Here is a 13314-nt window from a genome sequence, read left to right on the forward strand (position 1 = left end):
AGATGGCTATGCCGCTTCGTCAGACCGTCCGTGTCGCGTCGTACCTCTTCGAACAGAAAATGGTCCGGCGGCGCGAAAAGTTCCCGCTCATCGTCGAGCTGGAACCTCTCTTCGCGTGCAACCTCAAATGTGAGGGCTGCGGCAAGATCCAGCACCCGGCAGGAGTGCTCAAGCAGCGCATGCCGGTGGCGCAGGCGGTCGGGGCGGTGCTGGAGTCCGGTGCGCCCATGGTCTCCATCGCCGGCGGCGAGCCGCTCATGCACCCGCAGATCGACGAGATCGTCCGCCAGTTGGTGGCGAAGAAGAAGTTCGTCTTCCTCTGCACCAATGCGCTGCTGCTGCGGAAGAAGATCGAAAAATTCACTCCGTCGCCCTACTTCGCGTTCACCGTGCATATTGACGGCATGCGGGAGCGGCACGACGAATCGGTGGCCAAGGAAGGCACCTTCGACGAGGCCGTCGAGGCGATCAAGGAGGCGCAGCGCCGCGGATTCCGGGTGACCACCAACTCGACCTTCTTCAACACCGACACGCCGCAGACCATCATCGAGGTCATGAACTACCTCAACGACGACCTCAAGGTCGAGGAGATGATGCTGTCGCCCGCGTACGCCTACGAGAAGGCCCCCGACCAGGACCACTTCCTGGGCGTCACGCAGACCAGGGAGCTGTTCAAGAAGGCCTTCGACGGCGGCAACCGGCGCAGGTGGCGGCTCAACCACACCCCGCTCTTCCTGGACTTCCTCGAAGGCAAGGCCGACTTCCCCTGCACCGCCTGGGCGATCCCCAACTACTCCCTCTTCGGCTGGCAGCGGCCCTGCTACCTGATGGCGGACGGCTACGTGCCGACGTACAAGGAGCTGATCGAGAAGACCGACTGGGACAAGTACGGCCGCGGCAAGGACGAGCGCTGCGACAACTGCATGGCCCACTGCGGCTACGAGCCCACCGCCGTCCTGGCGACCATGGGCTCGCTCAAGGAGACCATCCGCGCCGCCCGGGAGACCGTCGCGTCCAACCGCGCGAAGTGACCTCCCGGTGACACCGGATACGAGCCGCCGGCCGGAGCAACGGCCGGTGGCTCGTATCCGCACTGCCGCCGGCCGGTGAGCCGCCGGCGGCTCCGACAGAAACCGGCAGGAACGAGGTCTGTACATGTCGATGCTGGAGAACATCAAGGGACCGCGCGACCTGAAGGCGCTGCCCGACGGCCGGCTGGACGAACTGGCCGCCGACATCCGCCACTTCCTCGTCCAGGCGGTGGCCAGAACCGGCGGTCATCTGGGACCCAACCTGGGCGTGGTCGAGCTGACCATCGCCCTGCACCGGGTCTTCGACTCGCCCGCCGACCGCATCCTGTGGGACACCGGCCACCAGAGCTACGTGCACAAGCTCCTCACCGGACGCCAGGACTTCTCCAAGCTCCGCAGCAAGGGCGGCCTGTCCGGCTACCCCTCGCGCGCCGAGTCCGAGCACGACGTCATCGAGAACAGCCACGCCTCGACCGTGCTCGGCTGGGCCGACGGCCTGGCCAAGGCCAACGAGATCCAGGGCCGCGACGACCACGTCGTCGCCGTCATCGGCGACGGGGCACTTACCGGCGGCATGGCCTGGGAGGCGCTGAACAACATCGCCGCCGCCCGCGACCGGCCGCTGATCATCGTCGTCAACGACAACGAGCGCTCCTACGCGCCCACCATCGGCGGCCTCGCCAACCACCTGGCGACCCTGCGCACCACCGACGGCTACGAGCGCTTCCTGTCCTGGGGCAAGCAGAGGCTGCAGCAGACCCCGGTGATCGGCCAGCCGCTCTACGAGTCGCTGCACGGCGCCAAGAAGGGCTTCAAGGACGCCTTCGCGCCGCAGGGCATGTTCGAGGACCTGGGCCTGAAGTACCTCGGCCCGATCGACGGCCACGACATCGCCGCCGTGGAGTCCGCGCTGCGCCGCGCCCGCCGCTTCCACGGCCCCGTGCTGGTGCACTGCCTGACCGAGAAGGGCCGCGGCTACCCGGCCGCCGAGCAGGACGAGGCCGACCGCTTCCACACCGTCGGAGCGATGGACCCGGCCACCTGCCTCCCGCTCGCCCCCGCCGGCGGCCCGTCCTGGACCTCGGTCTTCGGCGAGGAGATGGTCGCGATCGGCGCCGAGCGGCCCGACGTGGTCGCCATCACCGCCGCCATGCTCCAGCCCGTCGGGCTCGAAGCCTTCGCCCGCGCGTACCCGCAGCGGGTCTTCGACGTCGGCATCGCCGAGCAGCACGCCGCCACCTCCGCCGCGGGCCTGGCCACCGGCGGCCTCCACCCGGTCGTCGCGGTCTACGCGACCTTCCTCAACCGGGCCTTCGACCAGGTGCTGATGGACGTGGCCCTGCACAGGTGCGGTGTCACCTTCGTGCTGGACCGGGCCGGGGTCACCGGCGTCGACGGCGCCTCGCACAACGGCATGTGGGACATGTCGATCCTCCAGGTCGTCCCCGGGCTGCGGATCGCGGCCCCGCGCGACGCCGACCAGCTGCGCGCCCAGCTGCGCGAGGCCGTCGCCGTCGAGGACGCCCCCACCGTGATCCGCTTCCCCAAGGAGACCGCGGGCGAACCGCTGCCCGCGATCGGCCGGGCCGGCGGCATGGACGTCCTGCACCGCCCGGACGCCGGCCACGGCGACGACGTCCTGCTGGTCGCCGTCGGCGCGCTCGGCGGCTGCGGCCGCCAGGCGGCCGAGCTGCTCGCAGGGCGCAGGATCGGCGTGACCGTCGTCGACCCGCGCTGGGTCAAGCCGGTCGACCCCGCGCTGCCCGAACTCGCCGCCAGGCACCGCATGGTGGCTGTGGTCGAGGACAACGGCCGGGCCGGCGGCGTCGGTTCCGCCGTCGCCCAGGCACTGCGCGACGCCGGCGTGGACGTCCCCGTACGGGACTTCGGCATCCCGCAGCAGTTCCTCGCCCACGCCAAGCGCGGCGAACTGCTCGCCGACCTCGGGCTGACACCCGCCGAGATCGCCGGCGGCATCGGCGCGGCCCTGCTGCGCGTCAACGCCCGTACCGCAGGACCGGCCGCCGACCCCGCGGACACCCCGTTGATCCCGGCGCCGCATACTGCCGAGAGCGGCACCACACGGACGCAAGGAGCAGCTGAGCGATGACATCGTCAGAACCGACCGGTCAGCAGCCGATCGGTACGGAGTCCGCCGCCGCGGAGCCGGCGGCGGACGCACCCGTGGCCCAGGGCCGGCCCGACGGGCAGCCCAAGGGCTTCGACCTGGCGACGCTGCTCGCCGAGCGCGGCGGCGAACGCTACGACCTGCACAGCAGGTACCTCAACCACCAACTGCCGCGCATGCTGCACACCATCGGCTTCGACAAGGTCTACGAGCGGGCCGAGGGCGCCCATTTCTGGGATGCCGAGGGCAACGACTACCTCGACATGCTGGCCGGCTTCGGCGTGATGGGCCTTGGCCGGCACCACCCGGTGGTCCGCAAGGCGCTGCACGACGTCCTGGACGCGGGCCTGCCCGACCTCACCCGCTTCGACTGCCAGCCGCTGCCCGGCCTGCTCGCCGAGAAGCTGCTCGGCCACGCCCCGCACCTGGACCGGGTGTTCTTCGGCAACAGCGGCACCGAGGCCGTCGAGACGGCGCTGAAGTTCGCCCGCTACGCCACCGGCCGGCCGCGCGTCCTGTACTGCAAGCACTCCTTCCACGGCCTGACCACCGGCTCGCTCTCGGTCAACGGCGAGGCCGGCTTCCAGGAGGGCTTCGCCCCGCTGCTGCCGGACACCGCGATCGAGATCGGCGACCTGGACGCGCTCGCCAGGGAGTTGAAGCGCGGCGACGTCGCCGCGATGATCATCGAGCCGATCCAGGGCCACGGCGTCTACATCCCGCCGCCCGGCTACCTGCGGGCCGCACAGGAGCTGTTGCACAAGCACAAGGCGCTGCTGATCTGCGACGAGGTGCAGACCGGCATCGGCCGCACCGGCGCCTTCTGGGCCTACCAGCACGAGGAAGGCGTCGAACCCGACCTGGTGACGGTCGCCAAGACGCTTTCGGGCGGCTACGTCCCGGTGGGCGCCACCCTCGGCCGGGACTGGATCTTCAAGAAGGTCTACTCCTCCATGGACCGGGTGCTGGTGCACTCGGCGAGCTTCGGCTCCAACGCCCAGGCGATGGCCGCGGGCCTGGCCACCCTCGCCGTCGTCGAGGACGAGCAACTGGTGGAGAACTCCCGGGTGATGGGCGACCTGCTGCGCACCCGGCTGGCCGCGCTCACCGACCGCTACGAACTGCTCAAGGACGTACGCGGCCGCGGCCTGATGATCGGCATCGAGTTCGGCCGCCCCAAGTCGCTCGGCCTGCGCAGCCGCTGGACGATGCTGCAGGCCGCACGCAAGGGCCTGTTCGCCCAGATGGTCGTGGTGCCGCTGCTCCAGCGGCACCACATCCTCACCCAGGTCTCCGGCGACCACGTGGAGATCATCAAGCTGATCCCGCCGCTGGTCGTCGACGAGGCCGACGTCGACCGCTTCGTGACCTCCTTCACCGAGGTGATGGACGACGCGCACGGCGGCGGCGGTCTGATGTGGGACTTCGGCAAGACCCTGGTCAAGCAGGCGGTCGCCAACCGCTGACCTGCGCGGGCGCGGCCCCCCGTAGCGGGGCCGCGCCGGCCGGCGGGGCCGGTCAGCCGGGCGTCAGCAGGTGCTCGCGCAGCCCGGCCCGGCGCTCGGGGGTCAGGCCCAGGCCCTCGGCGAGATACCGGTCGACCGAGCCCCAGTGCTCCTCGATGGTGTCGAAGGCCGCCCGCAGGTACTCCACCCGGGCCTCGAACAGCGGGTTGAGCAGCTCCCGCACCTGCGGGTCGATCGCGGTGCCCGTACTGCCGTCGCCGCGCACCACCTTGTAGCGGCGGTGCTTGGCGTTGCTCTCCAGGTAGTCCGCCTCGATCGCGGACCGCTCCACGCCCAGCGCCAGCAGGATGATCGCGATCGACGTCCCCGCCCGGTCCTTGCCGGCCGCGCAGTGCAGCAGCGCGGGGACGGCCGGTCCACCGGGCTCGGTGAGCAGGTCCAGCATCCTGGCGTGCTCCTTCGTGCGCTCCAGGATGAGCTTGCGGTACGCGGCGATCATCCGCTCCGCTCCGCGGCCCTCGCCCAGCACCGCCTGCAGCGACGGCACGTCGCCGTCCCGTACCGTGTCCCAGAAGTCGGCGCTGTCGGCCGGGTCGTTGAGCGGCATGTTCAGGTTGCGGGTGCCCGGGAGAGCGGTGTCCGGGCCTTCCAGGGCGATGTCGTCGGGGTTGCGGAAGTCGAAGACGGTGTTCAGGCCGAGCCCTTCGAGGAACGCGGCGTCCTTCTCGGTGGCGTGTGCGAGGTGGCCGCTGCGGAACAGCACGCCGTGCCTGACCCGGCGGCCGTCGGTGGTGGGCAGGCCCCCGACGTCACGGAAATTGCGTACGCCGGTCAGCTCGGGCTCTGCCTCTGGACCGGTCGGGGTCGACTGCCGCACTTCCTGCGTCACCGGCGCTCCTCCAATGCTCGCTCACGCTCATGCTGGGGCACACCCGACCATACGGCAGCCGGGGTCACGGCGTACCGACCGGTATGTGTTCGTTGGACCACTGCCGGAGGTGCAACCATTGCCCCCCTGGCGGGGCGGGGCCGATGATGTCCGGACCTGATCGGGACAGGGGGGCGTCGTGATGATCGAAACCGGCGGGTCCGGCCGGCTCTGGCTGCTCTCCGGGCCGGGCAGCAGCTACGCCCTGCACCTCACGGAACGCGATGAGCTGCTGCATCTGCACTGGGGGCGCCGGATAGCGCTCCGCGACGCCGAGGCGCTGGCCGCCGACCCGCTGCCCGCGGAGCGGCCCTTCGAGTCCGTCCTGGACGGCCATGAGGAGTACCCGGTCGAGGGCGGCCCGCGCTTCGTCCGCCCCGCCCTGTCGGTGCGCTCCCGCCAGGTGCGCGGCACCGAGTGGTGCTTCGAGGAGTACGAGACCGCCGCCGACCCGGCCGCCGGCCACGAGCTGCGGCTGCACTTCCACGACTCGCTGCACCACCTCGACCTCACCCTGCACTACCGGATGCGCCCCGGCTGCGACGTCGTCGAGCGCTGGACGACCGCCACCCACGTACCCAACGGCCACCGCGACCCGCTGGAGCTGCTGCGGGCCGACGCGGCCACCTGGACGCTGCCGCACCGCGACGGCTGGCGGATGTCCCAGCTGCACGGCCGCTGGGGCGCGGAGAGCCGCCTCGTCCACGGCCCGCTGACCCCCGGTGAACGGCTGATCGGCAGCCGCCGCGGCCACACCGGGCACCAGCACCTGCCGTGGTTCGCGCTGGACGCGGGCGACGCGGGGGAGGAGCACGGCGAGGTGTGGACCGGGGCGCTCGCATGGTCGGGCTCCTGGCGGATCGCGGTCGCCGCGCTGCCCGACGGCCGGGTCCAGGCCACCGGCGGCGCCGGCCACGACGACGCCGGGCTGGTACGGCTCGACCCCGGCGACTCCTACACCAGCCCGGTCTTCGCCGCCCTGTGGACCGGCGGCGGCTTCGGCGCCGCAAGCCGCGCCTGGCACGCCTACCAGCTGGCCCACGTGGTGCCCGGCGGGCAGCGACTGCGCCCGGTGCTCTACAACTCCAGGGAGGCCACCGGCTTCGACGTCGGCGAGCGGCAGCAGCGCGAACTGGCCCGCCGGGCCGCCGCGATGGGCGTGGAGCTGTTCGTGGTGGACGACGGCTGGTTCGGCGACCGGGCCGGCGAACGGTCGGGCCTGGGCGACTGGACGCCCAACCAGGACCGCTTCCCCGGCGGGCTCAAGCCGCTCGCCGACGAGGTGCACGCGCTCGGCATGCAGTTCGGCATCTGGGTCGAGCCGGAGATGGTCAACCCCGACAGCGACCTCTACCGCGCCCACCCGGACTGGGTCCAGCACCACCCGGGCCGCCGCAGCACCGAGTACCGCCACCAGCTGGTGCTCAACCTGGCCCGCACCGACGTGCGCGAGCACCTCGCCGAACGCCTCGACGCGCTGCTGCACAGCGCCCCGGTGGACTACCTCAAATGGGACTTCAACCGCTGCTTCACCGACCCCGGCTGGCCGGGAGAGCGCTATCCGGAACGGCTGTGGACCGCCCACGTCGAGGGGCTCTACGAGCTGATCGACCGGCTGCGGGCCGCGCACCCCGGGGTGGCCGTCGAGTCCTGCTCGGGCGGCGGCGGCCGGGTCGACCTGGGCATCCTGGCCCGCACCGACCAGGTGTGGACCTCCGACAACACCGACCCGCTCGACCGGCTGCGAATCCAGCACGGTTTCAGCCAGCTGCACCCCGCCCGGGTGATGGCCGCCTGGGTGACCGACAGCCCCAGCCCGATGCTCAACCACCGCCGCAGCTCGCTGCGCTTCCGCTTCGTCAGCGCCATGGCCGGCGTGCTGGGCATCGGCGTCGACCTGCTCGACTGGAGCGCCGAGGAGCGCGCCGAGGCCGCCAGTTGGGTGGCGCTGTACAAGACGGTGCGCCCCGTCGTCCAGCACGGCGACCTGTACCGGCTCCGCCCGCCGGGCGAGGGCGGCGACCTGAGCGCCGTCCAGTACGTGCTCGGCGCCGACACCGTCGTCCTGGCCTGGCTGCCCGCGCAGGCCTTCGGCGCCCCGGTGCCGCCGCTGCGGCTGCGCGGCCTGGACCGCGACGCCTCCTACCGCGACGTGACCACCGGAGTCGTCCAGCGCGGCGCGGTCCTGGCCGAGCGCGGGCTGCGCACCACGCTGGCCGGCGACCTGGACGCCGCGGTATTCCATCTGCGCCGACTTTGACCTGGTGGGATGAATCACGTCGCGTCAACCCCTCCTTACGGTCGCGTAGGCCACACATAGGGGAGAAAAATGACCGACGTGGCTGACGATTCGCAAGGACTCCAGGGACACCCCGGACACCGGGGAATCGACATTGGCGCGATCGGGTCGTACACCGCGGTGGGGGACAGCTTCACCGAAGGCGTCGGCGACCCCGGCCCGGACGGCGCCTTCGTCGGCTGGGCCGACCGGCTGGCCGTCCTGCTCGCCGACCGGCGCGAGGAGAGCAGTTTCGGTTACGCCAACCTCGCGGTACGCGGCAGGCTGCTCGACCAGATCGTCGCCGAGCAGGTGCCCCGGGCCATCGAACTGGCCCCCGACCTGGTCACCTTCTGCGCCGGCGGCAACGACATCCTGCGCCCCGGCGGCGACCCCGACGCGATCGCGGAGCGCTTCGAGGCGGCGGTCGCCGAGCTGACCGGCGCGGTCGGCACGGTCCTGGTCTGCACCGGCTTCGACACCCGCGGGGTGCCCGTACTGCGCCATCTGCGCGGGAAGATCGCCACGTACACCGCTCATGTGCGGGCCATCGCCGACCGCCACGGATGTCCGGTTCTCGACCTGTGGTCGCTGCGTTCTGTCCAGGACCGCAGGGCCTGGAGCGACGACCGGCTGCACCTGTCGGCCGAGGGCCACACCCGGGTCGCGCTGCGCGCCGCGCAGGTGCTCGGCCTCGACGTGCCCGCCGACCCCGACCAGTTGTGGCCGCCGCAGGACCCGCGGCTGCCGTCGGAGGTGCGCAGGGACAACATCCACTGGGCGCGCGAGTATCTGGTGCCGTGGATCGGGCGCCGGCTGCGCGGCGAGTCCTCGGGCGACCACGTCGAGCCCAAGCGCCCCGACCTGCTGCCGCTGCGTTAGGGCGGGTACGCAGCGGTGTGTGACATCGGGCCCGGCGGAGGCGGTGTGTGTCGTCAGTGGGGAGCGCGGTGGGCGGCCAATTCCGCCCACACCACCCGACCCGCACCATCCTCCGCCGGGTCCGACCCCCATGCCAGCGAGAGCACGCTGACAAGCAGCAGCCCCCGCCCGCCCTCCTCATCAGCACCGGCTACCCCGGGCGCCGGCACGCCCGTTCCCCGGCCCTGATCGGTCACTTCGACCCGTACGACGCTGCCGCAGTCGTGCAGCACACAGGTGATCTTCTCGCTGTCCGTGTGCCGTACGGCGTTGGTGAACAGTTCGGTCACCACCAGGCTTGCGTCATCGCGCAGTTCCGCGCCGGCGCCCCATTCCCGCAAACGCGCTCGTATCCGCCCGCGGGCGTCCGCAACGGACGCGCTGAGCGCGGGCAGCCTGAACACGTCACGGCGGCCGAGGTCGCCGACACCGTCGCGGCGCTCGCGCCGGAGGGCGTCAGGTGAAGGAACCACTCCGTAACTATGAGGCTCGCGCGGGACACATGGCAAGGTCCGATCTGTAATTTACAGAATTGGCGCTACATGCTGTTCCGTGCGCTGACAACATGACAGACTGCTTCTCAGCCAAGGAAGTTGGAGGAGAGCCACGTGATGGACCCCCGGCCGGGAGGAGCCCCGACCGTCCTGCGCATGGTGCTCGGCAAGCGCCTTCAGGATCTGCGGGAGCAGGCCGGAATCAGCCTGGAGGCGGCCGGCCGCGCGCTGGACGTCACCCATGCCACCATCCGCAGGATGGAAAAGGCGGAGGTCGGGCTGAAGATCCCGTATGTCGAGAAACTCCTCGTCACCTACGGAATCACCTCACCCGAGGAGATCAGCGGCTTCCTCGCCCTCGCCCGCGAGGCCAACAGGCCCGGGTGGTGGCACAGCTTCCGCGACGTCCTGCCCGACTGGTTCAGTGCGTTCGTCAGCCTGGAGGGCGAGGCCGCGGTCATCCGCGCCTACGAACCCGCCTACGTCCCCGGCCTGCTGCAGACCGCCAACTACGCCCGCGCCACGCTGCGCGCCGGGCTGCCGCACGCCGCACCCGAGGAGATCGACCGGCTGCTCACGCTGCGCACCGAGCGCCAGGCCCTGGTCACCCGGGCCGACGCCCCGCTGCTGTGGGTCGTGCTGGACGAGACGGTACTGCGGCGTCCGATCGGCGGCCGGCGGGTGATGCGCGAGCAGATGGAGCGGCTGATGGAGGCCACCGAACTGCCCAACGTCAGGCTGCAGATCATGCCGTTCGCGGCCGGGCCGCACCCGGCCATGTACGGGCCGTTCCACATCTTCCGGTTCCAGCTCCAGGAGATCCCGGACATCGCCTATGCCGAAAGCCTGGTGGGCGGCGTCTACTTCGACGAACGCGACGACGTGTCCGCGTTCCTGGAAGCGCTCGACCGGATGTGCGCGCAGGCCGCGCCAGCACAGAGCACCAAAGCCATCCTCGATGGCATGCGCAAGGAGATCTGAACGATGGATCGCGTCGGCAATGACAGCATATGTGGGTACGAGGACGTATTCGACGGAATCTACAACGGAATGCCCGCCAACGAACTCGGCGTCGAGGGATGGCGGAAGCCGTGGAGCGGCGGCAACGGCGGCTCCTGCGTCGAGGCCAAGAAGCTGAACGACGGCAGGGTGGCGCTGCGCCAGTCGACGGACCCCGACGGCCCCGCGCTGATCTACAGCAACCACGAGATCACCACCTTCATCCTGGGCGCCAAAGCCGGCGAAGCGGACTTCCTGCTCGGCTGACCAGCACGTGACCACGCACCGCCTCGCACCACTGGCACCGCCTTGCACCACGCACCGCCTTGCACCACGCACCGCCTCGCACCACTGGCACCGCCTTGCACCACGCACCACCACGCACACGCACACGCACGAGCCGAGGGACCGGAGGGACGGCCTTGACCGACGAGGGATTCTCCCCTGAGGAGATCGACACCAGCAGGCCGCACCCTGCCCGGATGTACGACTACTACCTCGGTGGCCGGGACAACTACGAGGTCGACCGGGAGGCCGCCCAGCGGGTGATCGACCTCTTCCCGGACATCGTGCACATGGCGCAGGGCAACCGCCGCTTCATGCACCGGGCCGTGCGCCACCTGGCGGAGAGCGGTATCCGGCAGATCGTCGACATCGGCACCGGCATCCCGACCGCGCCCAACACCCACCAGGTCGCCCAGGAGGTGTCGCCCGACGTCCGGGTCGCGTACGTGGACAACGACCCGATCGTGGCGACGTACGCGGGAGCGCACCTGCTGGGCGCGGGGAACACCGGGTTCTTCCTCGGTGATGTGCGGGAGCCGGAGAGCATCCTGCGGCACCCGACCATCAGCAAGCTGATCGACTTCGACCAGCCCGTCGGGCTGATGCTGGTGGCCATCCTGCACTTCATCAGGGACGACGAGGACCCCGCAGGCCTGGTCGCCGCCTACCGCGACGCGCTGCCCGCCGGCAGCCGCCTGGTCCTCAGCCACACGACCGGCGACTTCCACGAGCTCGAAGGCGACGCGGGGGAGGCCCGCGACGTCTACCGGGACAAGGGGGCCACCGCGACCCTCACCCTGCGGTCCCGGGAGCAGGTGCTGGGCTTCTTCGACGGCTTCGACCTGGTCCAACCCGGCCTCGTCCAGCCGCCGCTGTGGCGCCCCGACGGACCGGTGCCGGGCGAGCAGGAGCTTGCCCGCACCGGCTTCTACGCCGGCGTCGGCATCAAGAACTGACCGCTCGACCCCGAACCACCCCGCACCAGCTGACAGACGGACCCACCCGCACCACAGCCGCGCACCACACGCCGCGGCGGCGAGAAGAGACCGGAGGACGGTGTTGACCGAGCAGGGATTCCCCATCGGGGAGATCGACACCAGCAGGCCGCACCCTGCCCGGATGTACGACTACTACCTCGGTGGCCGGGACAACTACGAGGTCGACAGGGAAGCCGCCCAGCGAGTCGTCGACGTCTTCCCGGACATCGTGCCGACCACCCGGGCCAACCGCCGCTTCATGCACCGGGCCGTGCGCCACCTGGCGGAGAGCGGTATCCGGCAGATCATCGACATCGGCACCGGCATCCCGACCGCGCCCAACACCCACCAGGTCGCCCACGAGGTGTCGCCCGACGTCCGGGTCGCGTACGTCGACAACGACCCGATCGTGGGCACCCACGCCGGCGCGCACCTGCTCGGCGCGGGCAACACCGGCTTCTTCCTGGCCGACCTGCGCGACCCCGCGGCGGTGCTCGGCCACCCCACCATCGGCAAGCTCATCGACTTCGACCAGCCGATCGGCGTGCTGATGGTGGCCGTCCTGCACTTCATCAGGGACGACGAGGACCCCGCGGGGCTCGTCGCCGCCTACCGCGACGCGCTGCCCGCCGGCAGCCGGCTCGTGCTGTCCCACGCCACCACCGACTTCCACTCCCCGGAGATGGGCATGGAGGAGGCCAAGGACGTCTACAAGGACCGCGGGGCGACCGCGACGGTCACCACCAGGTCCTACGAGCAGGTGCTGCCGTTCTTCGACGGCTTCGACCTGGTCGACCCCGGCCTGGTCCAGATCCCGCTGTGGCGCCCCGGCCGGCCGCTCCCGACGGCCGAGGAACTGAGCCACGTCGGGACCTACGGGGGCATCGGCGTGAAGCTCTGAACCCGGCACCACACCCGACCCGTACCGAAGGAGCCGGAGGACCGCGTTGACCGACCAGGGATTCCCCGCCGGGGGCATAGACACCAGCAGGCCGCACCCGGCGCGTATGTACGACTACTACCTCGGCGGCCGGGACAACTACCTGGTCGACCGCGAGGCCGCCCAGCAGATCATCGACGCCTCGCCCGAGGTCGTGGACAGCGCACTGGCCAACCGCGAGTTCCTGCGGCGCACGGTCGGGCACCTGGCCAGGGCCGGTGTCCGGCAGTTCGTCGACATCGGCACCGGAATCCCCACCTCGCCCAACACCCACGAGATCGCCCAGTCGGTGGCCCCCGACGCCCGCGTCGCCTACATCGACAACGACCCGATCGTGGCGGCGCACGCCGGGGCCAGGCTGCTCAACTCGCCCAACACCGCCTTCGGCCTCGCCGACATGCGCGACCCGCGGAGCATCCTGGAACACCCCACCCTCACCGGGCTGATCGACTTCACCCGGCCGGTCGCCGTCATGCTCGTCTCCGTACTGCACTTCGTCGGCGACGACGAGGACCCGGCCGGCACCCTCGCGCTGCTGCGGGACGCCCTCCCGGCGGGCAGCTACCTGGTGCTCTCGCACGGCACGGCCGACTTCCACCCCGGCAACGTGAGCGAGGCCGTCTCGGTCTACCGCAAGGCCACCGCGCACCTCAGCCTGCGGTCCCGCGCCGAGGTCCTGGCCTTCTTCGACGGCTTCGACCTGCTCGACCCCGGACTCGTCAGGGTGCCGCTGTGGCACCCGGAAGGCCCCGAACCCGATGCCGACGACCTGCGCAACATCGGCATCTACGGCGGTGTCGGCCGCAAACCCTGAGCCGGCCGGCCCGCCCTCACCGACCAACTAACACCGGGGAAGGGAAGGACGGC

At 71.0% G+C, this 13314-nt stretch carries 12 protein-coding genes; 10 read left to right on the plus strand and 2 right to left on the minus strand.

What is annotated here, in order from left to right; genetic code table 11:
• Window positions 1–2 precede the first annotated feature (2 nt).
• The 3 genes from hpnH (at window position 3) to NFU81_RS26165 (ending at window position 4625) form a co-directional block, all read left to right on the plus strand.
• Window positions 3–1031 (plus strand): adenosyl-hopene transferase HpnH, encoded by a 1029-nt coding sequence (hpnH, locus tag NFU81_RS26155; protein WP_251494398.1) that lies wholly within the window; start codon window positions 3–5, stop codon window positions 1029–1031.
• Window positions 1032–1155: 124 nt separating this feature from the next.
• Window positions 1156–3141, plus strand: coding sequence for a 1-deoxy-D-xylulose-5-phosphate synthase (dxs, locus tag NFU81_RS26160; RefSeq protein ID WP_251494401.1), 1986 nt, complete (start codon window positions 1156–1158; stop codon window positions 3139–3141).
• Window positions 3138–4625, plus strand: coding sequence for an aspartate aminotransferase family protein (locus NFU81_RS26165; protein ID WP_251494404.1), 1488 nt, complete (start codon window positions 3138–3140; stop codon window positions 4623–4625). Before dxs ends, NFU81_RS26165 begins: the two co-directional genes overlap by 4 nt.
• A 52-nt stretch (window positions 4626–4677) precedes the next feature.
• On the opposite strand, the gene NFU81_RS26170 is transcribed toward NFU81_RS26165, so the two are convergent.
• Window positions 4678–5514: a tyrosine-protein phosphatase gene (locus tag NFU81_RS26170; RefSeq protein WP_251494406.1), complete on the minus strand. Its 837-nt coding sequence runs from the start codon at window positions 5512–5514 to the stop codon at window positions 4678–4680.
• A gap of 181 nt (window positions 5515–5695) precedes the next feature.
• Between NFU81_RS26170 and NFU81_RS26175 the strand changes: the two genes are divergently transcribed.
• Together NFU81_RS26175 and NFU81_RS26180 are read left to right on the plus strand one after the other, a co-directional pair.
• Window positions 5696–7813 (plus strand): alpha-galactosidase, encoded by a 2118-nt coding sequence (locus NFU81_RS26175; protein ID WP_251494603.1) that lies wholly within the window; start codon window positions 5696–5698, stop codon window positions 7811–7813.
• A 78-nt stretch (window positions 7814–7891) separates the two neighbouring features.
• Window positions 7892–8713, plus strand: coding sequence for an SGNH/GDSL hydrolase family protein (locus NFU81_RS26180; RefSeq protein ID WP_251494606.1), 822 nt, complete (start codon window positions 7892–7894; stop codon window positions 8711–8713).
• 53 nt (window positions 8714–8766) lie between these two features.
• Here the strand turns inward: NFU81_RS26180 and NFU81_RS26185 are convergent, their stop codons facing one another.
• A complete protein-coding gene (locus tag NFU81_RS26185) occupies window positions 8767–9225 on the minus strand; it encodes an ATP-binding protein (protein WP_251494409.1) in 459 nt (152 codons plus the stop codon).
• Between the two features lie 177 nt (window positions 9226–9402).
• On the opposite strand from NFU81_RS26185, the gene NFU81_RS26190 reads away from it, so the two are divergent.
• From NFU81_RS26190 to NFU81_RS26210, 5 genes are all read left to right on the plus strand, one after another.
• Window positions 9403–10227, plus strand: coding sequence for a helix-turn-helix domain-containing protein (locus NFU81_RS26190; RefSeq protein ID WP_251494609.1), 825 nt, complete (start codon window positions 9403–9405; stop codon window positions 10225–10227).
• A 3-nt stretch (window positions 10228–10230) separates the two neighbouring features.
• Window positions 10231–10512 (plus strand): DUF397 domain-containing protein, encoded by a 282-nt coding sequence (locus NFU81_RS26195; RefSeq protein WP_251494412.1) that lies wholly within the window; start codon window positions 10231–10233, stop codon window positions 10510–10512.
• A 155-nt stretch (window positions 10513–10667) separates the two neighbouring features.
• Window positions 10668–11486, plus strand: coding sequence for an SAM-dependent methyltransferase (locus NFU81_RS26200; RefSeq protein ID WP_251494415.1), 819 nt, complete (start codon window positions 10668–10670; stop codon window positions 11484–11486).
• A 103-nt stretch (window positions 11487–11589) separates the two neighbouring features.
• The gene (locus NFU81_RS26205) at window positions 11590–12408 is read left to right on the plus strand and encodes an SAM-dependent methyltransferase (protein WP_274038072.1); all 819 of its coding nucleotides are present in this window, start codon (window positions 11590–11592) and stop codon (window positions 12406–12408) included.
• Between the two features lie 46 nt (window positions 12409–12454).
• Window positions 12455–13261 (plus strand): SAM-dependent methyltransferase, encoded by an 807-nt coding sequence (locus tag NFU81_RS26210; protein WP_274038071.1) that lies wholly within the window; start codon window positions 12455–12457, stop codon window positions 13259–13261.
• The last annotated feature ends 53 nt before the right edge of the window (window positions 13262–13314 follow it).

The sequence above is a fragment of the Actinacidiphila cocklensis genome, from assembly GCF_907177275.1.
GTDB lineage: Bacteria > Actinomycetota > Actinomycetes > Streptomycetales > Streptomycetaceae > Actinacidiphila > Actinacidiphila cocklensis.

Excerpts from the sequence above, each read along its gene's own strand:
- NFU81_RS26175 (WP_251494603.1), top strand. The coding sequence starts at position 5,696 with ATGATCGAAACCGGCGGGTCCGGCCGGCTCTGGCTGCTCTCCGGGCCG.
- NFU81_RS26190 (WP_251494609.1), top strand. The coding sequence starts at position 9,403 with ATGGTGCTCGGCAAGCGCCTTCAGGATCTGCGGGAGCAGGCCGGAATC.
- hpnH (WP_251494398.1), top strand. The coding sequence starts at position 3 with ATGGCTATGCCGCTTCGTCAGACCGTCCGTGTCGCGTCGTACCTCTTC.
- NFU81_RS26165 (WP_251494404.1), top strand. The coding sequence starts at position 3,138 with ATGACATCGTCAGAACCGACCGGTCAGCAGCCGATCGGTACGGAGTCC.
- dxs (WP_251494401.1), top strand. The coding sequence starts at position 1,156 with ATGTCGATGCTGGAGAACATCAAGGGACCGCGCGACCTGAAGGCGCTG.
- NFU81_RS26195 (WP_251494412.1), top strand. The coding sequence starts at position 10,231 with ATGGATCGCGTCGGCAATGACAGCATATGTGGGTACGAGGACGTATTC.